Source organism: Streptomyces sp. NPDC001530, from assembly GCF_042894545.1.
Taxonomy (GTDB): domain Bacteria; phylum Actinomycetota; class Actinomycetes; order Streptomycetales; family Streptomycetaceae; genus Streptomyces.
On the sequence record NZ_JBIAVS010000045.1, the window covers coordinates 1 to 21267 of the forward strand.

Consider the following 21267-nt stretch of genomic DNA (forward strand, 5'->3'; position numbering starts at 1 on the left):
ACCACGCCACGAGCCCGGGAAGACCGTGAAACGAGTCGAAACCCTCACCGAGCATGTCCGCTTGAAACAACAGCGAGGTTAAACATCAAGCTAAGCACTCTTTAACGGCACGCAGGTCCTCCTGCGGAGATCTCCTTTCACTCTCTTGTCCTTTTCTTGTCGGTCGTCTGGATCCCTTGAGGCGTCCCTTCTTCCGCTTCGTGAAGGAGTCGCCTGACATGACTGACAGGCATCCCGACAACCGCACCCGTACCGCGGGCCAGCCGTCGCCGCTGGACACCGCACGAGAGTGCTTCACGCTGCTGGTGAACGGCCCTCGGCCACTGTCTGTGGACGGGCGGAGCTACGCGGGTCTACCCAACCGGCCCATCCCGCTGGATGAGTTGCGGCGAGCTTCACCGAGCAACAGCGGCAGCTGGTGCATGAGCTGGACGACAGTGCCTTCGTCGCGGCCTGCCCCGGCGCGGGAAAGACCAAAGCAGCAGTGGGCCGGTTTCTGCGGCGGTGTGCAGGAGAGCCACGCAAGGGCGTCGGACTCGTCTCGTTCACCAATGCTGCGGTTGATGAGGTGCGTCGCCGCTGTACGGAGCAGGATCAGCAGCAGGCCCTGCGTGCGCCGCACTTCGTGGGTACCTTCGACAGCTTCATCCACCGCTTCGTGGTCGCTCCCGTCTACCGCAGCGTGTACCAGACCACGCCACGGCTGATTCAGTCGTGGAAGGACACCAAAGCCGCCAAGTTCCGGCTCGGCATCAAGGCCGCCGTTCCCGACGTCGAGTTGGGCTGGTTCGATTTCGACATCAACGGCATCGCGACCCTCTGTCTGGACCGCGTGCCCAACACCGCAGGCAACACGCTGCGGGGTCTGGTGGAGACCAGTCGTCGCAAGGAAGCTGAAAACAGAGCCAGCGGCATCTACCGGGCCTTGCTCAGCGCCGGAACCATCACCTGTGACGTGTCCCGTTTCCTCGCCGGCGCGTGGATCTCCGATCCCAGCCTGCGAGAACTCGTCGGCAACCTGATGAGCGACCGATTCAGCGAACTCATCGTCGACGAGGCACAGGACTGCGGCGAGGAAGAGCTGGCCTTGCTGGCTTTCCTCCAGGAATACCACCTTCGCATTCTGATGATCGGTGACCTGGACCAGTCGATCTACGAGTTCCGACGCGCTGTCCCCGAGCAGGTCAGCGCCTTCGCACTCGGCCTCCCCCTCCAGCTGCCGCTCCACGACAACTTCCGCAGCACCCCAGCGATCTGCGCATTGAACGGCGCACTACGGACGGGAACCGTACCGGACATCGCCCGCGGTCCCTACGCTAACGACCCCACTCCTATCCATGTGCTGAGCTACACCAGTCCCACAGACATCGGGCCCTCTGTACTGGCGACCATCCGCCGTCACCAAATCAGTCCCGCGGACACGATGGTCGTCGCTCACAGAGGCCTCGACGCCATGCGGGCCGTAGGGATCAGCACCACTGATGTCGTGAAGAGCAACAAGGTGGCTGCGGTCGTGGATGCCGGCCGCAAGCTCCGTGAAGGTGCGGACAACAAGTCTCGCCTCAAGGCGTTGGAACGCGTCGAGAGCTATCTGGTTGAGGCCGTAACAGGAAGCTTCGGCAACCAGTCTCTGGACGCCATCTGTGACGAACATGCCATCGACCGGCGGTGGTTGCGTGACGCGGCCACCCGCCTGAGCCAATCCCTCACGCCCGACAGCATGGCCGCCGCAGAATTCAGTGCCGCCGTCCGAGCACGCGTGAACGCCCTGCAATGGGCGCCCCACCTCTCCGTGAACCCCTCGATCTTCCGGGCGCCCACAGCCTCCGACTGGGCCCAGCTCACCAAGAACGATGTCCGGCCGTCGCTGCCGTTCTCCACCATTCACGGTGTCAAAGGGTTGCAATTCCCTGCCGTGGCACTCGTACTGCCCAGCACCAGCCGCGGCCGCGGCCGCGGCCGCAGTCAGGAGCCAACGGCCCTCGATCACTGGGAGAACGACACCGCCGCTGAGTCACGCCGCGTGCTGTACGTGGGAGTCTCCCGCGCCCAGCGCCTGCTCATGCTGGTCATCCCCGACGACCACAAGCACCGAGTTATCCGCCTGTTGACACGCGACGCAGTCCCCTTCAACGCCGCCTAACCGATCTTGCTGAATCCTGCTCATCGCGCCAGTTCCACACGAGGTGCCCGCCCGAGATCCCCGCCCCGTCGTGGGCCCAGGACCGAGCCAGAAGTACGCGCCGCAAATTAGCAGGAACGTTCTTGTCCTGCTCCATGGGATCGAACTGCCGGAATAGCGTGAGTGTCTTCGGATGGGGGATGCGCTTGCAGACAGCGATCAACTGGTCGACGTACTGGTCAGTGAGCCAGACGGTGTTGGCGGCAAGTCCCCTTGTTACGGGAAGCCGGGCGTACCGCCGCAGCAGGCGACGGTCTCCGTCTGGCCGGCGTCAGCAAGCGGCGCCACCGCGAGCACCGCGACCAGGGCCACGAACAAGTCGAGTACGGCGTAGTCCGTGCAGCGCCTCGCGCGGGCCCACGCCCCCGTGTGGGCGGCCCTCATGGGCGGCTCGCTCGTCCGGCAGCGGGCTGCGGGCCGGCTCCGGGGCGTTGACGACCTGGAGGGAGGGTGGGCGGTGACGTTTGTCGGGTGAGCGGGAAGATCGGTCACACGTATGTTGGATTCAGTCATCCTGTCGCCGAGACACGTATGCCGCACTCATACTGACAGCATGAATGCCACAGCTGTTTCCCGTGCCTCCGGGAGTTCCGCTCCGTCACAGCCGTCCTCCGCCGCCTCCCCGGAGCTGGTGGGACGGGCACGCGAACTGGTTCCCCTGCTGCGTGAGCACGCCGCCGAAGCCGACCGCACCGGGCGGCTGCCGGAGGTCGTCGCATCGGCTCTGCGCGACGCGGAGTTCCTGAGCCTTCAGGTGCCGCGTGCCCTCGGAGGGCCGGGCGCGGACTTCCGTACCGCCTTCGACGTCTACACCGAGCTGGGGCGGGGCTGCGGATCCAGCGGCTGGCTCGCGATGGTGCTGTCCGGTGGGGCGTACATGGCCTCGCTGCTCGGTCAGCGGGCGCGTCAGGAGCTCTGGGGGACGGACTGCGGGGCGGTCGTCGCCAGCCGGCTGCCGGCCGCGGGCACGGTAAGGGTGGTCGAGGGAGGGTTGGTGGCGTCCGGCCGGTGGTCGCCCACCTCGGGCGTCCACCACTGTGAGTGGGTGATGGTGGCGGTGGCGACCGGTGCCGACGCGGACCTCTCCCTGGCCGTGGTTCCGCTGGCGTCGGGAAGTGTCAAAAACACGTGGGACGTCACAGGCCTGCGGGCCACCGGCAGTGACACGGTCGTCTTCGAGGAGGTGTTCGTGCCGGACCACCGGGTGCTGTCGCTGTCCCGGATGATGAGCGGCGGCTACGCGCAGGACCATCCGGACGAGCCCCTGTGCGCGGCAGCCGTCGTCCCGGCCCTGACCGTCACGCTCGTGGCTCCCCTGCTCGGCATGGCCCTGGCCGCCCTGGATCACACGCGGGAGCAGGTGGGCGCTTCGGCCCGCCGGGCCGGGTCGGCCGGCGTGCAGTACGCCGTGGCCGACGCCGCCGCCCTGATCGACTCCGCGCGGCTGCTCCTGCTCCGGGCCCTGGACGACGTGGAGGCGGACATCGCGCGGCGGACCCAACCCGGAGAGCTGGTGCGGGCACGTATCCATATGGACGCGGCCATGGCGGCACAGAACCTGCGGGAGGCCGTCCGGCACCTGCTCACGGCACTCGGCAGCGCGGCCTTCTCGACGGCCTGTCCGGTGCAGCGCATCTGGCGGGACATGGAGGTCGCGCTGTCCCACGCGAACATCGTCCCGGACCCGAACCGGGAGGCCTACGGCCGGGCGCTGCTCAGCCTGGCGGATGGGGCGGCGGGCTGACACAAGGAGCCAGAGCGCCTGGTCGCGGGTAACGCTGTGATCCGCCGGATCAGAGGAGGGCCGGTCAGTCGTTTTCGATGCGGCGGATCTGTTCGTCCAGCGGTGCCGAGGGGGTGCGGGCGTGCAGGAACTCCTCGGCCGTGGGCAGTCGCAGGCGCAGCTCCAGTACCGCCGCGACGGTGACCTGGCCCTTGGGAGCGTCAGCGAACTCAACACGCGGGCCTACAAGTTGCCGGGAATGCGGCTCTCCGCCCCGCTCAGCATGGACCAGCTCATCGACATCGTGCGCAGCGGATCGTGGCGCAAGGCCGTCGACACGCATTCCTGACGTCGGCGCACGGCATGGGTATCCGTGACCGGTCCGGTCGTCCGGGTCACCGACGGCTGAGGAGTCCGGTCACGAGGAGGTGCAGGGTACGGCCGAGCATGGCGGCGAAGTCGACTTTCGTGTCGGTGAGTTCGGGGTGCCGCTGGGCCTCGGCGACGGCGTCCGAGGGATGGGCGAACGGCCAGAGCCCGGCCGTGTACACGACGGTCAGGGAGACCAGTTCGCGGGCCGCGTCCGGTGTCAGCGCGGTGATGTGCTGTCGCAGCAGATCGGCCAGGGCACGCAGGAGTTGGACGTGGGCGAGCTTGAACTCGCGTGCTGACTCTGCCGAGATATTGCGTTCGAGTTCCGACCCCAAGGCGCTGAACAGGTCGCACAGCAGGGGACGGCGGGCCAGCGAGTGCGCCAGGGTGTCCGTGACCACCGTGGAGGAGACGCTCCTTCCGGAGGACGACGTCTCTGGAGCGGGCCCTTCGGTCGCGGCCAGTTCGGTGGACAGATCCTCGATCCACTGGGCCAGGGACCGGTTGAGGAGTTCGAAGAAGACCGCTTCCCTGGTCTCGAAGTAGCGCACGACGTTGGTCTTCGACAACCCGACCCGGCGGCTCAGCTCCCGCAGGCTGATCTCGCTGACCGGCATCTCGCCCAGAAGCTGTGTCGCGGCGTCGAGGATGGCCTGCTTGCGGATCTCACGCTGTTCGGCGCTGCGCGCGCGCTGAAAGCCGGCGGCCTGGTCGTCTGTCATCGTCGCTTCCCCGGGGAACTTCCTCGCGGCCCGTGTGTGGCGCCGCCTGCGGCAACCCTAAGCCCCGTCGGTGCCGACCCCTGGGGGCGGCACCGACGGGTTTCCGGACCAGACCCGGGTTCCGGGAACGGTCACGCGGGTCATACGGACTCGCTCACGTGGCGCCACTCGGCGTCCCCGGCGGCGAGGGTCTCGGCGAAGGCCTGCGCGACCTGGACGGCGTCCTTGCCGAGCAGCAGGCGCAGCGGCGGCCGCTCGGCCTCCACGATGTCGAGGAGGATCTGCGAGATGCGTCCCGGGTCGCCCGGCTGCTTGCCGTCCTGGCTGCGGATGGCGTCGATGGCACCGCCGACCACCTCCTGGTACGGCTCGCTGACCGGCGGTGTGGCCATGGAGGAGCCGGCCCAGTCCGTGCGCATGCCGCCCGGCTCGGCGACGGTGACCTTGATGCCGAGGGGGGCCACCTCCTTGGCCAGGACCTCGGAGAAGCCGCCCACCGCCCACTTGGCCGCCTGGTATGCGCCCAGACCCGGGACGGCCACCCGGCCGCCGACGGAGGAGATCTGGATGATGTGGCCGGAGCCCTGCTCACGCAGGACGGGGAGGGCGGCACGGGTGACGTTGACGACGCCGAAGAGGTTGGCGTCGATCTGGTCGCGGAAGGCCCGGTCGGACATGTCCTCCAGGGCGGCCATGTCGGCGTAGCCGGCGTTGTTCACCACGACGTCCAGGCGGCCGAAGGCGTCCACAGCGGCCCGCACGGCCCGTCGCGAGGCCTCGGCGTCGGTCACGTCCAGGGTGACCAGCCGGACCCGCTCGCCGTACTTCTCGACGAGGTCGTTCAGGGGCTCGGTGCGCCGGGCGGTGGCGACCAGGTTGTTACCGGCCTCCAGCACGGCTTCGGCGATGGCGCGGCCCAGTCCGCGGGAACTTCCGGTGATCAGCCAGGTCTTGCTCATGGTGTTGCCTCTGTTTCGTTTGTCGATGGTTTGTCGATGGGGTGGGAGGGATCCAATAAGAGGCCGATGGACCTTTACAGGCTTCGACTATAAGAGGCCACTGGACCATAGTCGACCTCGGGACTCTTTCCGTGATAAGTGTCACATTTCTGAGGCGGTAAGCCGTCTGCGCTTCAACAAACCGTGATATGCGGTTCTCGCAACGTATGGGGTGTTTCACCTGAGCCGACAAATGTTCCGGCGTCGCACACGAAGCACACGAAACACTCAGGAGGGGACGGCATGTGTCAGTCTGGAACCGGGACCGGTGAACACACCTCGAACCCGGCGCAGGAGAACACGTCAGGCATGGGCCGCCGGGCCCTGCTGATGGCGGACTGGGTGCTCGGCGCGGCCGGTGCGCTGCCCCTCGCGCCCGTCGGGTTCGCCGAGGCCGACGAGAACACCGCGACGGGCACGCCCGCCGACGGCACCGAGGTGACGCGCACCGTCACCGGCCACCTGGAGACCGGTGCCGCCGACTTCGTCTACCTGCCGGTCGAAGTCCCGCGCGGCGTCAACCAGATCGCCGTCTCCTACACGTACGACAAGCCGTCCGTGCCCAGTGGCACGGACGGCAACTCGTGCGACATCGGCATCTTCGACGAGCGCGGCCTCGCGCTGGGCGGCAAGGGCTTCCGCGGCTGGTCCGGCGCGCCCGCACCTCCTTCGTCGTCAACAGCGACACCACGACGGCGGGTTACCTGCCCGGTCCCGTGGGCCACGGTACCTGGCACGTCGTCCTCGGCCCGTACCAGGTGGCCCCCGCAGGGCATGAACTACTCGGTGACCATCACCCTGCGCTACGGCCCCGCGGTCGCCCCGTTCCGGCCCAACTACCCGAGCGAGCGCGCCAAGGGCCGCGGTCGGGCCTGGTACCGCGGCGACTGCCACCTGCACACCGTGCACTCCGACGGCAGGCGCCTGCCGTCCGAGGTCGCGGCTGGCGCGCGTGCGGCGGGCCTGGACTTCATCGTCTCCACCGACCACAACACCTCCTCCGCGCACGCGGTGTTGGGTGAGTACGCCGGACCTGACCTCCTCATCATCAACGGTGAGGAAGTCACCACCCGCAACGGCCACTGGCTGGCGCTGGGACTGGACAACGGCTCCTGGATCGACTGGCGTTACCGCTCCCGCGACGACGCCTTCCCGCGCTTCGCCCGCCAGGTCCGCCGCCAGGGCGGACTGGTCGTCCCCGCGCACCCCTACTGCCCGTACGTCGCCTGCCAGTGGAAGTTCGGCTACGAGGACGCGGACGCCGTCGAGGTGTGGAACGGCCCCTGGACCTACGACGACGAGTCAGCCGTTGACACCTGGGACGCGATGCTCGGCACGGCGATGCGCTCGGGCAAGGACTGGCTGCCCGCCATGGCCAACAGCGACGCGCACAGCCTGCCCCAGGTCATCGGACTGCCGCAGACCGTCGTGTACGCCGACGACCTCAACCGGTCCTCGATCCTGGAGGGCATCCGCAAGGGCCGTACCTATGTCGCCGAGTCCTCCGCCGTCACCTTCGCGGCTTACGTGATCACAACGAGACGGTACCGTCCTCAGGGGCGAAACATGTGTGCTCTACCCTCCAGAGGGACAGGTATCGGTGCACACGTGACGCCCGAAGGTGTCTCCCTTTCGCCCCCGGACGGTCGCATTCCGTCTTGAACCGGGCAGGGACATGTCTAGACGGGTGTTCTGCGCTAGTTTTGACGTCATTGACGGCAACAGCCCGAGGACCAACATGCAGGTGCAGCTGAACCCCCCGCTCGAACCCGGTAGTGCGCCCCACGCCGCCGCCGCCATCGTGGCGGCGGCGGCCGACATCAGTGATGCGGAGCTGGACTACAGTCCGGAGAGCATCGATGTCGTGGAGGAGATCGTCGACGGCTTCCGTGCCGAGGGTGTGAGCCGCGAGGAGATGGCGGATTCTCTCGTCGCTTTCGGCTGTTACCTCGGCGAGATCGTGACGCGCCACATCGGCGGCGCCTGGCGGCACGCCCCGGCCGACCACCCCACGGCCGCCCCCTTCGTGGTGGTGTTGCCCGACGCACGGGAGTGCCATCCGATCGACTGGGTCTTCAGCCGTCTGGAGTCTGGGGCCGCCGTCAGCATCCGTGACCTGTACGCGGCGGCAGCAGCCGGCGGCGCGGACAGCGGGTTCGCGGAAGAAGGGGCGCACGGGTGAGCGCGTGCCGCAGACTTTCCGGCCTGGAACGATAGAGGTGACCGGTTACGGGGGGGCAGGCCTGCGGGGGGGGCGGGGAGAGCGGGAGGGCACGTGATCAGCGCGCACGTCGGCACGGAGGAAACCGGCTTGGACGACACCGGCCTGGTCGGTCGGGAGCGGGAGCGGAAGCTGGTGACCTCGTTGCTGACGGCTCCGCCCGGGGGCGGCGGCCGGGTGCTCCACCTGAGCGGCGCGCCCGGTACGGGAAAGTCCGCCGTCCTGCGCTTCGCCGCGGCGGAGGCCGTGGGGCAGGGCATACGTGTGCTGTCGACGGCGTGGGCACCCGGCGAGGGAGGACTGACGCACGCAGGTCTGCATGGACTCCTACGCTCCGCTCTGGCACGGGTCGGCGACCTGCCGGACCGGGAACGCGCCGTCCTGCACGCCGCGTTCACCGGCGGCGGCGCCGTGCCGAGCCCCGCAGAGCTGGCCGCGGCGGCGCTTCGGCTGCTGGCCGCGCTGTCGGAGCCGGTGCTGCTGTGCGTGGACGACCTCGACCGGCTCGACGCCGCCAGCCGCGACACCCTGCTCGCCCTGGCGGGGCTCTGCGGCTCGACGCCGGTGGGACCGGGGGCGGGGTCGGTGGGCATGATCGTCGCCGAGCGCACCGGCAGCGACGTGCGGTCGTATCCGCAGGGGGTCACTGTGACGCTCGGGCCGCTGCCCGACGCGCATGCCCGTGCACTCGTCGCCCGCGCCGGACGGGTCACGGGGTACGGCGAGGAGCAGCTTGTCCTCGCCGTGGCGCGAGGCAATCCGCTCGCTCTCACCGAGCTCTCCCTGGGCGGTGGCCGGCTCGGGGACGCGGCCGGTTTCGGCATGCTGCCCGCGACGCCGCGCCTGGCCGAGGCGTATGCGTACGACTGGGAGACGCTGTCGGCGTCCGCCCGCTACGTGCTGCTCACCGCGGCGCTGAGCACGTCGCCGTGCACGCGGGACATCCTGCGCGCGAGCAGCTCCCTGCTCGGCGGCGACGACGCGGCCCGCGTCGGCCTCGCGGAGCTCGTCGCTCTCGGACTGGTCGTGGAGTCGGTCGACGCGGTCGATGTCGACGAAAGCGTTGAGGAAGGTGTCGGAGGCGACGGTTCTCGGGTTCGCTTCCATGAGCCGCTGATGCGTTCGGCCGTTCTGCGGCTGGAGTCGGCTGCGCGGCGTATGGCCGTTCACGCCGCGCTCGGGCGGAGCCTCAGCAGTCCTGCCCACGCCGCCTGGCACGCGGCCCAGTGTGTGGCGGGTCCCGATGAGGAACTCGCGGGGCGGCTGGAGCCGCTGGTGGCCGGTTCGCGTTCGGTCACCGGGGTGCTGGTGGCGCTCGCCGCGCTGGAGGGTGCGGCGCGCCTGTCCGCGGACCCGCAACGCCGGGCGGTACGGCTGCTGCGGGCCGCCGAACTGGCCTGTGACCACGGTCTGGTGGACCAGGCCCTCCGGCACGTGAGCCAGATCGACCCGACCGAGTTGGGGGCGTTCGGGCGTGCCCTGCTGCTGCGGGTGCACGATCTGCTGCCGGGCAGCAGCGCGGCCGGCCGGGAGCGGATCGCCGAGCTGTGCGAGGCGGCGCGCGCGGTCGCTGTGCGGGATCCCGCGCTCACCCAGAAGCTGCTGCTCGCGGCAGCCCGCAGATGCCGGTGGCAGCAGGTCGGACCGGGGGAACGCGACTTGGTCCTGCAAACGGCGAAGGAGCTGCGGGCCGGGCCCCGGGACGGGTGGTATCTCGTCGTGCTGGCGCTGACCGACCCCCTGAGAGTGCCCCGGCCGCCGGTCCCGCACCCCGTTCCCCGACCCTCCGAGGTCGAGGGGCGGAGCCTGTTCAGTCAGGTGACCACCCTCACCATCGACTTCGAACAGGCGGCGCCACTCCTGGAGGAGGTGGAGGGCGCCTTCCGCGCGGGCGGCCGGTACGGGCAGCTGCCGCTGATGCTCGTACCGCGGACGATGTGCCAGATCTGGCTCGGCACCCAGTGGCACACGGCCCTGGCGCTGGCCGAGGAGAGCCGGATGATCGCCGAACGGACGGCGCAGCCCGACTGGGCGGCGCGGGCCACAGGGATGCTGGCCATCGTCGCGGCGCTGCGCGGAGAGCACGACAGGGTGTCGGAATGCGCCGCCGAGGTCGAGGAGTCCTCCCTGCGCCTCGGCCAGAACCGGCAGTTGAGTCTGGCCGTCCTGGCCCGCGCGCTCACCTCGTCCGGCACGGGCCGCTACGCCGAGTCCTACGTCCGGCTGCGCTCCCTGTTCGCCGATCCGACGACACCGTACGCCTTCGAGCAGTTCTGGGGACTCGCCTTCCTGGCGGAGGCGGCGCTGCCCGCCGGGGAGAAGGCCGATGCCAGGACCGTTCTCGACCATGTCACGGCTCTGACGCAGGCGGGGTGTTCCCCCTTGCTGGAACGGATCGTGGCCTACGCCGACGCGGTGCTCGCCCCGGACGACGAGGCGGAGGAGCGCTACCGTCGCGCGCTGCGGCCCGGAGTCGAGGTGTGGCCGCTGCTGCACGGCATGACCCAGTTCGGCTACGGAGCCTGGCTCAGGCGTCGGCGGCGCGTCACCGAGTCCCGTACGCCGCTGTCCACGGCCGAGTCGGTCTTCCGGACCCTGGGGGCCCCGTCGCGCGCCGAACAGGCTGCCTCGGAGCTGCGGGCGACGGGCTGGGCGGCGGACGGGCAGCCTGCCGAGGACGACTTGGACGACATCGCCCGCGTGCTGTCGCCGCAGCAGCTCACCATCGCCCGCCTGGCCGCCCGCGGACTGTCCAACCGGGCCATCGGGGAACAGCTGCGGCTGTCACCTCGTACGGTCGCCTCGCACCTGTATCAGATCTTCCCGAAGCTGGGCGTTTCCTCCCGGGCTCAGCTCGCCGCGAGGTTCGGGTCCGACTGACGCGGTTCGGGCTGACCGGCGGAGTTCGAGGTCGGCTGGCGCGCGGGAGGGCACGGGCGGTGTCAGGGCGTGTGCGGGTCCCTCAGCGCCTCGGCGAGCTGGGCCCGGGACGTCACTCCTAGCCGGGGGAAGATTCGGTAGAGGTACGCCCCGATCGTCCGTGGCGCGAAGCCGAGTTGTTCGCCGATCTCCCGGTTGGACAGTCCGCGGGCGGCGAGCTCGGCGATCCGCAGTTCGCGGGCGGCGAGCAGGTCGCGCGCCGCGGCGGGCCGGGACGCGCCCGGGGCAGAGCCGTCTGCCCGCTCCCCGGAGGCCCGTAGCTCCGCGGCGATCCGCGGGGCGCGTGCCTCGGCCCCCAGCATGGTGAAGGCGGCCGCCGCCTGGCGCAGGGTGGCCTGGGCGTCGGCGAACTGCCGCCGCAGTCGCAGCCACCTCCCCTCGGCCAGCCGGAGCGGCGCCTCCAGGTAGGGCCAGCGGGACAGGTCCTCGTCGAAGGCCCGTTTGAACATCGCCTGAGCATCGTGCTCGTCCGCGAGGACGGTCCGCGCGACCGTGAACCGGAGGGCGACTACTGCGGGACACTGCGCGCCCAGCTCCGTCTCCAGCCGGTCGAGCATCGCGAGCGCCTCCGGGGAGGCTTGTTCGGCCTTGGCGGCCTCGGCGAAGGCCACCAGGGCGAACAGGGCGATCGAGCGAGTATGCGGGGCTCTGAGGAGCGACGACAACGCGGGAAGGGCCGACGCGGAGTCGCCGCCCTCCACCAGGGCCCAGGCGGTGCAGACTGCGAGCACCGAGTCGATCGCCGGCATCGAGCGCCTGGCCGCCGCCAGATCACGCGCACTGCGCGGACCCGCCGGAGTGCCGGTGCGCAGAGCCCGTACGACATCCTGCAGAAGGCGGGCAGCCGCCGCGTGGTGGTCCTGGCGGTACGCGCCGTCGGCCAGCTTCGCGCATCGCCGGAAGGCGTGCTCGGCCTGGGCCCAACTGCCCATGCCCAGGTGCGCCAGTCCCTGCCTCAGCAGCGCCCAGGGCAGCTGGTCCGGCAGGGCGTGGAAGCGGCGGCGCTCCGCCTGCCGGAACAGGTCCATGGCCCGGACCGCGTCACCGGCCAACATCGCGGCTTGCCCGAGGCGTTCGATGTCGCGCACCGGCAGGTCGGTCAGGTGCCGGTCGGCGGGCATGCCCGCGAGGACGGTGCCGGCCCGGTCCAGCGGGCGGACCATCGCCATGGCGTGCAGCCACCGGGAGTCGTCCGCACGGTCCGGTATTCCGTCGAGGAAGGCCAGCAGCGCCTCGGATCGTTCGTCGTCGCCCACGAGAACGGGCGCCGTGATCCGGGCCAGCTCCAGGGCGTTCTCCTGCTCGGCAGCACCGACGGGGGTGGGCCAGTGGGCCGGGTCGGTGGGATCGGAGGCGGCGGAGCCGGGACCGCCGGGGACGGGATCGGTGGGGGCCGTCCGGTAAGTCGGCGGCTGCGCGTCAGCGTGCCCAATCCTTGTCAGGGCCTCGGCACACAATGTGCCCAAGGGGCCCAGCGGGTAGCGCAGGGCGCCGTGCGCCATCGTGCGTGCCATGCGTTCCAGGCCGAGGAGCTGGGCGAGTTGTGTGGCCCGTAGGGCGCAGCGGCCCTGGTCAGCGGGGCTCAGGTGGAGGTCCGAGGCGCGCCGCAGCAGTCGTACGGCCATCGTCGGCTCGCACCGTTCCAGCGCGTCGCCGTGGACGGCTTCCAGGCGGGCGGCCAGCTCTGGGTCGTGTCCCTCCACCGCCTGGGAATGGTGCCACAGCGTCCGTACCGAGCCGGGTGGCAGGACGGCCGCCAAGGCCGCGTGCGCGGCTCGGCACCGGTGTGGGTCGGTGCCGTGGACGATCGCCCCTGCCATCGCGGGGTGGCCGAAGTACGGCCGCGTGCCGTCGAAGGTCACGAGGCCCGCGCGTTCCGCGGGATCCAGTGCCGCGAAGTCCAGTTCCGTGCCGCTGAGTCGGGACGCGGCCGACAGGAGCAGCGGCAGGTCAGCCTCCGGGTGCAGCGCCGCGACCAGCAGCAGGTCCCGGGTCCCGGTGGGCAGGCACGCGGCGCCCGGCGCCATGGCGGAGGCCAACCGGTCGGAGGAGGTAGGCATGCCGGGCAGTGCGTCCTCGGACGGGACGGGCAGTTCCAGCAGTGCCAGGGGGTTGCCTGCCGCGGTCGCCAGGAGTTCGCGCACGGTCTCCGCGCCGAGACCGGGACGTCGCGAGGCCAGGAGCAGAGCGGACTCGGCAGGAGGCAGCGGGCCGAGCGGCAGTGTGGGAAGACCGGTCACGGGGTTGGGCAGTGTGCTTTCCGGACGGGCGGTCATCAGCAGGGCCAGCGGATGACCCTGGACCCGCCGGGCGACGAAGGTGAGCACTTGCCTGCTGGGCTCGTCCAGCGCGTCCCAGTCGTCTACTGCGACCAGGAGGGGCTGCCCGGCGCGGCTGACGGCCGCCAGCACCTCGAGAACGGCGAAGGCCAGCCAGGAGTGTCCGCCGCCCGGTGCGGGGGCGCCGTCGACCAGCACTCTGACCAGCGCGTCGAGGTCCACGGCGTCGCCTACGTCGTCGGCGGTCGGTGACCGATGCGGGTCGGCCGGGTCGGTCGGGTCCGCCGGATTCGCAAGCACCGGCCAGACGATCTGGAGCAGGCCGGACAGGTCGGGCGGGTTGCTGCCGCGGATGCCGGCACACCGTAGGACACGCATGCCGTCGGCCCTTGCCGCCTGGACCGTGGCTTCCAGCAGCGCCGACTTGCCCGCACCGGCCTGCCCGCACACCACCAGGGCCGCACCCCGGTCCGTCGCCTCAACCAGGAAATCCCGTAGCGCCCGCAGCTCAGCAGCCCGGCCGACGAAGCCCGGATCGCCAGGCCCTGCCTGGTGCAGGAGGGGGGCGAGCGACGGTGCGGGCTGTCCGTTCTCGTCCGCGGCGAGGGAGGAGAACCTGCCTTGCGCGTTCATCGGTTCCCCCTGCTTTGGTACGCACAGTCCCATCCGTCGCCAGGAGCGCTCTTGTGCATGCTGCCATCCCTCTGGAGAGGAAGGCGAATGACCAGGGTGGTTCGTATCCGCCGCGGCTATCACGCTCGGCACCGACTCCCTGTGCGTCTGGGACCAGGTCAGGGGTCGGCAGCGCCTTCAAGATCCAGGCCTGGGACTGGTACAGCGGCCTGGGCTCCTCGTGGATGAAGCCTGCGGGCCTGACGTCGGCGCCCCTCCCCGTTGCTCGGTCGCTCCGTGCGGCTGAGGGAGCGATGTCGGTCACGCGGCGCGCGGTGGCAGTCAGCTGATGAAGTTGGGTGAAGAGGTGTGCGTTCATGCCGATGGCCTGGGCTGCGTGCACGTTCTCTTCGCGGTCGTCGATGAACAGGAAGTCGGCCGGTGCGGCCCGCAGGGCGGTGACGCAGTGTGGAACGCCGCTGGGTCCGGCTTCGCCGCCTTGATCTTCCCGGAGAGGGCGACGTGGTCGAGGTTTCGCAGCCAGGGCTGCGCGGCGAGGAAGGCGTCCGCGTGGTCGGACGGGATGTTGGACAGCAGGGCGACCTCGGCGCGGTCCCGCAGGCCCTGCGCGTAGGTGACCATGCGCTTGTCAACCCGGGACCAGCTGTCGATGTCGGCGAGCCGCAGTTCTTCGATCGTGTCGGTGTCGACGGGGCGCGCCAGCCGTCGCAGGACGGTGGTCCAGTACGCGGCCGCCGTCTGCTGGGCGGCGTCGTAGGGCGGGCGGGAGGCCCAGTAGGCGTCGGCGAAGGTGTCGGCGGGTGCGCCGCAGAGGGTGGCCATCTGTTCCAGAGCGCCGGGGCGTTGGTGGCAGGCGATGACTCCGAAGAGGTCGAACAGCACGATGCGTCGGTCGGTGGACATGGCGATGGTGCTTCCTGGTCGGGCCGGTTCAGAAGGTGGGCGGGGCCTGTGCGGCGCGGTGTCAGGGTCGTGCCCCGTCGGTGGTCAGTGGCTGCTGGACGCCTGCTCGGGTTCCGGCTCGGTGTGGCGCCGGAGCCGGTGCGCAGGACGCCGGCGGCTAATGGCGGTGGTCGCGCAGAACAGGGTCAGCAGCAGGAAGGTGTGGTTCAGTGCAGTGACGTGGGTCAGCCAGCCGATGACGGCGGGTCCGGCGAGCATGCCGAGGTAGCCGAGCCCGGCGACCCGGGAGACGTTCGCGCCGGCCGCGGCAGGGTCGGCGTGGCCGGCGGCGCTGAACAGCTGGGGGATGCAGCCCGACAGGCCCAGGCCGAACAGGGCCCAGCCGACGAACGCGGCCCAGATCGACGGGCGAAGGCCGCGATCGTGATCCCGACTGCGGCAGAGGCCGAGCCGTAGCGCAGAACCGCCATCGACCCGAACCGCGCGGCGATCCGGTCCGCGAGGAGACGACCGGTGGTCACGCCGCAGCGAACGTGCCGTATCCGAAGGCGGCGGTGCTTGCCGGAGCGCCGAGGACGTCCTTGAGGTGCAGGGTGCTCCAGTCGTTGGCGGCTCCCTCACACAACATGGTCGTCAACGCCAGCGCGGCCAGATCCAGATCCGCCCGGCGGGTGCCGCGCCGCCTGGCGGCTGGAGCCTGCTCGGCAGGGGTGGCGGCGACAGTGGCGGATGTGCCGGGCAGCAGGCCGCGGGCCAATGCCAGTGCGATCACGAGCCGAGGGCGGCGGAGACGCCGATCGTGGCGACCGGGCTCATGCCGACGCCGACGGCGCCGGCCGCGGCGAGGGCGGCGATGACGCCGCCGACGGAGAAGGTGGCGTGGAAGGCCGACATGACGGGCCGGCCGTAGGCCTTCTCCACGTGAACGGCGTGGGCGTTCACGTCCGGGCAGCCGTTGCAGCAGCCGAAGACCAGCAGGGCCTGAAGTCACGATCAAGGACTTTCATCGAACACGGAAAGGATTCTGGTGATGCTGAGAATGAAGATCATCGAGAGGGCAGCTCTTGTGGCGGCGTCGACCGCTGCCGCCGGAGTGTTTCTCGCGCAGCCCGCTTTCGCCGCGCAGGTCGACGCCTACTGGCACGGGACCCATGCCGCCGTGGACAACAACCCCGGCAGCGGGAGCGCGGGGTGGGTCTGGGTGTAGGGCTCCACGGAGTCCAACGCGACCGGAGGGGTCATCAAGTACAAGCTCTGGGACAGCACCAGCGGACAACTCGACGCGAACCGCGGCAAGACCAATTCCGCGGGCATCGGCTCCGATATCCGGCAATTACAGGCTTGCACCAACTTCTACGTCGACGGATACCCCTTCCAGACCTGCGGGGACTGGGTCACTTTCGGATAGGCAGCAGTCGCCACTGTTGCAGCAGTTATTGGGGAACCGGGTCCCTTCAGTCCCTGCCCTCGGCCCAGTCCTTGCCCTCACGCACACCTTGATCGATACGCTGCCGCCATGCGATGGTTCTGGCTCGTGATCGGGCTCTTCGCCACGATTCTCGTCCCGTTCTTCCTCTTCGGGGACTACTTCGACGGCCTCGCCTCACTGGCGGCGGAACACCGGCTGTCCACACCCGTGGCCGTGGCGGTGATCGCCGGTCTGCTCGCACTGGATGTGTTTCTCCCCGTGCCCTCCAGCGTCGTCTCGGCCGCCGCGGGAGTGCTCCTGGGGTTCCTGTGGGGTACGGCCGTCGTCTGGGCCGGGATGACGGTGTCGTGCGCGCTGGGCTATCTCGTCGGGGCACGCTCGACGTCCCTGACCCGGCGGCTGGTGGGCGAGGCGGGGCTGGCTCGTGCCGCCGACGGCGCCCGGCGGCACGGCCTGGTCGGGCTCGCCCTGTGCCGCCCCGTGCCGGTGCTGGCGGAGGCGAGTGTGGTGCTGGCGGGCACCACCCGGGTACGGCCCGGCCGGTTCCTCCTGGTGTGCGCGTGGTCCAACCTCGGTGTGGCCGTCGTCTACGCGGGCGTCGGCGCGTGGTCGGTGTCCGTGAACTCCTTCGCGCTGGCGTTCCTCGCCGCGATGGCCTTTCCGGGGCTCGCACTGGTGGTCACCCGTCCGTGGGCCGGCCGGTCGCGGGCGGAGGCGGAGGCCGAGGCGGCGGCGGTGGATCGGGGTGGGGCGCCGACGTAGGCGCTATGACGGCTGGTCAGGGCGTGGGGGCCAGTTGCACAGCAGGGTGTCGAGGGCGAGCGTCGAGGACGCGGGTCCGGGTTTCCTGGGTGTCGGGGCGCTGCCGCCTCGGGGGGTGAGCCTCATCTGGGCCGCGGCGTGGCGGTCGGGGTGTGTGCGGGCGTAGTCGCGGTAGACGTCGGCCAGGTCCGCCCCGGCGTCGGTGAGGCCTTGTGCGGTCAGTCCTTCGCGCGCCGTGGCCGTGGCTTCTCAGGTTGCCGTGGGCCAGGTGTGCAGTTGGGCGGCGATCCTCGCGGTGGTGCAGGCGGGGTCGCGGAGCAGGTCGCGCAGGGCGATGGCGTCTTCGCGGGTGGGTTTGAGGGGGATGCCGGAGGCCTCCAGGTACATGACGCCGGTCGCGGCGGCGACGGCCATGTTGGAGCGTTCCAGCCAGCGGCAGCGGCCGAGGATGTGGACGAGGGCGGCAGCGCGGGCGTAGGGGCCGTCGTAGACCGGCTGGTCGAGGAGTTCGGCGCAGTGGGCGGCGACGGCAGCGACCGGGATGCCGTAGTCGTCGGGGGCGGGGTCGCGGGCGCCTGCGATCTCGGCGACTTGCAGGATCCAGGGGACGTCGATGTGCAGGTCCATCAGGCGGCGGGGGCTCCCGGGGCGGCGCGGTCGGCGTCCTCGGCCTCGTCGAAGAGGGCCTGGTGTTCGTCGAGGAAGCGGCGGGCGGCTTCGAGGCCGCGGGCGCGCAGGCCGTCGGTGTCCTCGCGGACGAGGGCGGCGATGTAGTCGCCGACGCTCAGGCCGCGGTCCTTGGCGCGGGCCTTGGCGAGCTCGGCGACCTCGTCGTCGACGCGGGCGCCCAGTTGTGTCTTTGCCATACGGGCATGGTAACAGCTGTTACCAGGTCCTTGGGTGTGCTGTGCGGGGGCTTCGGTCGCTTCGGTCGCTCCTGTCGCGAACCCCTTCCGAGCGCGTCGGTCGCTACGGCCGCCCCGCCTGGCGGCCGGTGATGAGCGTGGTGAGTTCGGAGAAGCAGGCGGCCACGACACCGGGGACGACCTTGCAGTCGAGGAGCAGGACGCCTTCGGCTCCCTGGACCTGCCAGTCGCGGACCGCCGCGAGGTCGTCCACCGAGCGCACGGTGGCGCTGCGGGCGCCGAGCGCGCGGGCCGTACCGGCGAAGTCGGTGTCGCCGAAGAGCATGGAGGCGGGGTCGGCGCCGCGGTCGCCGAACAGGACGACCTCCATGCCGTAGCCGCCGTCGTCGTAGATCACCACGAGGGCCGAGCAGCCGGTGCGGATCAGGGTCTCCAGTTCGGGCAGGCCCATGAGTGCTCCGCCGTCGCCCAGGGCGACCACGGTCGTCCGGTCGGGTCGGCCGACGGCCGCGCCGACCGCGCCCGCGAAGCCAAGGCCGATGCTCTGGAAGGCGGCTCCGGTGAAGACGTAGGCGGCCGGGTCGGGGACCGTCCAGTACATGGCGGGCCAGCCCACGAAGTGGCCGCCGTCGGTGACGAGGGTGCGTTCCTCGGGCAGCAGGTCGGCCAGGTGGAGGGTCAGGGTGCGCGGGTCGATCCGGTCGTCGGTGTGGGTCTCCTCGAAGGGCTCCTGGGCCCAACCCACGTGCATGGTCCTGTCGTTGAGCTCGTCGCGCCAGGCGGACCGGGGCAGGGCGCGTGCCTGGACGCCGTCCAGGAGGGCCGTGGCCGCCTCGGTGGCGTCGCCGGTGAGGTGGATGTCGACGCGGTCGGTGGTGGGGGCAGGTTGGGTGTCCACCTGGACGAGTACCGCGTCGGGGGCGAGGAGCCTGCCGTCGGCGAGCGTCCACTGGTCGAGGCTCGCTCCGAAGGCGAGCACCACGTCTGCTTCGGCGATCAGTTCGGTGGCGCGGGGTGCAGCGAATCCGCCGGACACTCCCAGCGACCAGGGGGTGGCGGTGAACAGGCCACTGGCCATGGCGCTGGTCGTGTAGAGCGCGCCGAGCCGGTCCCCGAGTTCGGTGAGGGCCTTGGCGGCTCCGGAGCGCCAGGCGCCCAGGCCGCCCAGGATCAGGGGCCGTTGGGCGGTGGCCAGCGCCTCCAGGGCCGCGGCCGTCCCGACGGGATCCGCCGCCTTCCGGCGCGGTCGCTGCGGCAGACGGTCGGTCGGTGCCTGCTCGGTGACCTGGGCCGTGATCAGGTCCTGCGGCAGGCACAGGGCCACCGGGCGCTGTTCGGTGCGGGCCAGCCGCAGGGCCCGCAGGGTGTCGGTGCGGGCCGTGAGGTCGGTCAGCCGGACGACGGGTACGCCCTGGGAGTCGAGGAACGTGTCCTGGTCGATGTCGATCCGGCGTGGGCCGGTCGAGGGCACGTCGCCGCACAGCAGCAGGACACCGCTGCGGTGCTTGACCGCGTCTGCCAGGCCCGTGGCGGTGTTCGTCAGTCCCGGGCCGGCGCCGGTGGTGCACACGGCGACCTCGCCGGTGGTCCGGTAGTAGGCGTCCGCCATGGTGACCGCCCCGCCCTCGTGGCGTGCGGAGAAGTAGGAGATGCCGTGGTGGGTGAGGCCGGCGACGGCGAGGACGTTTCCGTTGGCGACGACGCCGAAGGCGTGCCGTACGCCGTCGTCGGCGAGTGTCTGTGCGATCGCGTCGGCAAGGGTTGTCATCGTTCGGCCTCCGTACCGCGCGTGTACGCGGGAGGCGTACGACTGGGGGATGCGCGGCTGGGTGTTCACACAGAACACGTGTCTGGCCGGGACATAAGTTCACGATCGCAGGAGGGCAAGATGTGTCAGGTGCGTTGCCTGTCTGCGGCCCGCCGCTCGACACATGTTGCTCCTCACCAAATTGAACCGTGCCCCGAAGCGCTCCAGGGTCCGAACTGGCAGGCACCGCAGGGCCGTCTGGCGCTGCGACCGGAAGCCCACCGCGGTCCCCATGCGCCGGAGGCGGCCGCAGCGGTATCCGTCGGCCGCGGCACCCGGCCCAAAGTGCTGCTCTCCTTCGGTACTCACTTCGCTGAGCCGGAGGTGCTGCGCCCGGTCATCGACGCCCTCTCCACGAGGGCCGACCTGGTGGTGACCCTGGGTCTGACCGCAACGGCAGCGGACTACGGCGACGGGCTCGACCATGTCGAGTTCGTCAGGTTCACCCCGCTGGCCGAACTGCTCAACGGCATCGACCTGGTCGTCACCCACGGTGGAGCAGGTACGACGCTCGCCGCTCTCTCGCGCGGTCTGCCGATGGTGGTCGTACCACAGGGTGCCGATCAGTTCCTTCAGGCGGGTGCGGTCGCCGGCTCACGCACCGGTGTCGCCGTCATGCCCCCTGCCGGCGCGGAGGCTGTCGCGGATGCCACGGCAGCGGTCCTCGACAGCGAGGAGTACCGGGCCAACGCGCAGCGGACCGCCAAGGAGATCGCGGCGATGCCTTCGCCCCGTGAGGTCGCCGACACGTTGGCCGCCCTCCTCGGCTGACTCAACCATCCCTTGGCTCTGCGACGAGAGCGGCAACCGCTTGCTCGGTGAGCCAGCGCTCGGTCTCGTCCCAGGACCAGTTGTGTTCTGCGACGAACGGGCGCCAGGACGGCAACCCGAACAGGAACCACAGCATGTCGGTGGCGCGCTCACTGCTCAGGCCGGGGCGCAGCATGCCCAGTTCCGCCAGGCGCTCTGCGAGTACTCCCAGCGCCTGGCGGTAGGCAGCGGAGACCCGACGGAGTTCCTCCTCGACATGCTGCTCCACGGCGGCGGCCGTGATCATCACTTGGACGATGTCCAGATGACGTTCGTTGTCCAGGCGCACTCCGTGGGCCATGGCCGCGACCGCCGCCTTGGCGTCGGTCGCGGTACGGACGGCATCCAGCGTCCGTTCGACGACCGGATCCTCCACCCCCTGGTTCATCAGGACGGTCAGAATGGCGGACTTGCCACCGGTACTCGCGTAGACAGTGGGGCACCGCGGTCCTGGCTTCCCGGGCAATGTCGCCGATCGCGACTTTCGCATACCCGTGTGCAACGAAGAGCCGCAGGGCGACGTCGAGAATCGCTGCCCGTGTCCCCGCAGCGGCTTCGGCCCGCCGGTCGTTACGGTACGGTCGCCGCCCGCTGCTGGTCTGCGCACTCATGCTTTCCTC

Annotated in this window: 17 protein-coding genes and 4 pseudogenes; 10 read left to right on the forward strand and 11 right to left on the reverse strand. The window is 70.5% G+C overall.

Translation table 11 applies throughout. The features are described 5' to 3' along the window. Positions 1-409: 409 nt before the first annotated feature. Positions 410-1183, forward strand: a pseudogene (locus ACFY0T_RS48050) (UvrD-helicase domain-containing protein); the annotation flags it as partial. A gap of 537 nt (positions 1184-1720) precedes the next feature. Then, positions 1721-2143, forward strand: a complete 423-nt coding sequence (locus ACFY0T_RS48055) for a 3'-5' exonuclease (protein ID WP_388885071.1) — start codon at positions 1721-1723, stop codon at positions 2141-2143. 255 nt (positions 2144-2398) lie between these two features. Here ACFY0T_RS48055 and ACFY0T_RS48060 read toward each other — a convergent pair whose 3' ends face one another. Further along, a complete protein-coding gene (locus ACFY0T_RS48060; RefSeq protein WP_388885017.1) occupies positions 2399-2566 on the reverse strand; it encodes a hypothetical protein in 168 nt (55 codons plus the stop codon). Positions 2567-2735: 169 nt separating this feature from the next. Here ACFY0T_RS48060 and ACFY0T_RS48065 point away from each other — a divergent pair, with 169 nt between their 5' ends. Next, a complete protein-coding gene (locus ACFY0T_RS48065) occupies positions 2736-3926 on the forward strand; it encodes an acyl-CoA dehydrogenase family protein (RefSeq protein ID WP_388885019.1) in 1191 nt (396 codons plus the stop codon). Between the two features lie 121 nt (positions 3927-4047). Further along, positions 4048-4254, forward strand: a complete 207-nt coding sequence (locus tag ACFY0T_RS48070) for a hypothetical protein (protein ID WP_388885021.1) — start codon at positions 4048-4050, stop codon at positions 4252-4254. Positions 4255-4300: 46 nt separating this feature from the next. Here ACFY0T_RS48070 and ACFY0T_RS48075 read toward each other — a convergent pair whose 3' ends face one another. Then, positions 4301-4999, reverse strand: coding sequence for a TetR/AcrR family transcriptional regulator (locus ACFY0T_RS48075; RefSeq protein WP_388885023.1), 699 nt, complete (start codon positions 4997-4999; stop codon positions 4301-4303). Positions 5000-5139: 140 nt separating this feature from the next. Beyond that, a complete protein-coding gene (locus ACFY0T_RS48080) occupies positions 5140-5958 on the reverse strand; it encodes an oxidoreductase (RefSeq protein ID WP_388885025.1) in 819 nt (272 codons plus the stop codon). A gap of 348 nt (positions 5959-6306) precedes the next feature. On the opposite strand from ACFY0T_RS48080, the pseudogene ACFY0T_RS48085 reads away from it, so the two are divergent. The 3 genes and pseudogenes from ACFY0T_RS48085 to ACFY0T_RS48095 all read left to right on the forward strand — a co-directional run. Next, positions 6307-7518: pseudogene (locus tag ACFY0T_RS48085) on the forward strand (CehA/McbA family metallohydrolase); the annotation flags it as partial. A gap of 217 nt (positions 7519-7735) precedes the next feature. Beyond that, a complete protein-coding gene (locus tag ACFY0T_RS48090) occupies positions 7736-8179 on the forward strand; it encodes a hypothetical protein (protein ID WP_388885027.1) in 444 nt (147 codons plus the stop codon). A gap of 93 nt (positions 8180-8272) precedes the next feature. After that, complete coding sequence (locus ACFY0T_RS48095; protein ID WP_388885029.1) at positions 8273-11098, forward strand: AAA family ATPase; 2826 nt, start codon at positions 8273-8275, stop codon at positions 11096-11098. 62 nt (positions 11099-11160) lie between these two features. Here ACFY0T_RS48095 and ACFY0T_RS48100 read toward each other — a convergent pair whose 3' ends face one another. The 3 genes and pseudogenes from ACFY0T_RS48100 to ACFY0T_RS48110 all read right to left on the reverse strand — a co-directional run. After that, on the reverse strand, positions 11161-14070 hold the full coding sequence (locus ACFY0T_RS48100; protein WP_388885031.1) for an AAA family ATPase: 2910 nt from the start codon (positions 14068-14070) through the stop codon (positions 11161-11163). A gap of 354 nt (positions 14071-14424) precedes the next feature. Next, a complete protein-coding gene (locus ACFY0T_RS48105) occupies positions 14425-14973 on the reverse strand; it encodes an HAD family phosphatase (protein WP_388885033.1) in 549 nt (182 codons plus the stop codon). A 107-nt stretch (positions 14974-15080) separates the two neighbouring features. Next, positions 15081-15954 (reverse strand): annotated as a pseudogene (locus ACFY0T_RS48110) (MFS transporter); the annotation flags it as partial. A gap of 49 nt (positions 15955-16003) precedes the next feature. Between ACFY0T_RS48110 and ACFY0T_RS48115 the strand changes: the two are divergent. Both ACFY0T_RS48115 and ACFY0T_RS48120 read left to right on the forward strand, forming a co-directional pair. Next, complete coding sequence (locus ACFY0T_RS48115; protein ID WP_388885035.1) at positions 16004-16180, forward strand: hypothetical protein; 177 nt, start codon at positions 16004-16006, stop codon at positions 16178-16180. 309 nt (positions 16181-16489) lie between these two features. Then, positions 16490-17164, forward strand: a complete 675-nt coding sequence (locus ACFY0T_RS48120; RefSeq protein WP_388885037.1) for a TVP38/TMEM64 family protein — start codon at positions 16490-16492, stop codon at positions 17162-17164. A 249-nt stretch (positions 17165-17413) separates the two neighbouring features. On the opposite strand, the gene ACFY0T_RS48125 is transcribed toward ACFY0T_RS48120, so the two are convergent. From ACFY0T_RS48125 to ACFY0T_RS48135, 3 genes are all read right to left on the reverse strand, one after another. Further along, on the reverse strand, positions 17414-17791 hold the full coding sequence (locus tag ACFY0T_RS48125; RefSeq protein ID WP_388885039.1) for a fic family toxin-antitoxin system, toxin component: 378 nt from the start codon (positions 17789-17791) through the stop codon (positions 17414-17416). Further along, positions 17791-18030, reverse strand: a complete 240-nt coding sequence (locus tag ACFY0T_RS48130) for a hypothetical protein (RefSeq protein ID WP_388885041.1) — start codon at positions 18028-18030, stop codon at positions 17791-17793. Before ACFY0T_RS48130 ends, ACFY0T_RS48125 begins: the two co-directional genes overlap by 1 nt. Before the next feature lie 103 nt (positions 18031-18133). Continuing rightward, positions 18134-19798: a thiamine pyrophosphate-binding protein gene (locus ACFY0T_RS48135; RefSeq protein ID WP_388885043.1), complete on the reverse strand. Its 1665-nt coding sequence runs from the start codon at positions 19796-19798 to the stop codon at positions 18134-18136. A gap of 324 nt (positions 19799-20122) precedes the next feature. Between ACFY0T_RS48135 and ACFY0T_RS48140 the strand changes: the two genes are divergently transcribed. Further along, entirely contained in the window at positions 20123-20608 is a 486-nt protein-coding gene (locus tag ACFY0T_RS48140; protein ID WP_388885045.1) for a glycosyltransferase, read from the forward strand. A gap of 1 nt (position 20609) precedes the next feature. Here the strand turns inward: ACFY0T_RS48140 and ACFY0T_RS48145 are convergent, their stop codons facing one another. Together ACFY0T_RS48145 and ACFY0T_RS48150 are read right to left on the reverse strand one after the other, a co-directional pair. Next, positions 20610-21035, reverse strand: a complete 426-nt coding sequence (locus ACFY0T_RS48145) for a hypothetical protein (RefSeq protein ID WP_388885075.1) — start codon at positions 21033-21035, stop codon at positions 20610-20612. Positions 21036-21096: 61 nt separating this feature from the next. Then, positions 21097-21258, reverse strand: a pseudogene (locus ACFY0T_RS48150) (TetR family transcriptional regulator); the annotation flags it as partial. Positions 21259-21267 lie beyond the last annotated feature (9 nt).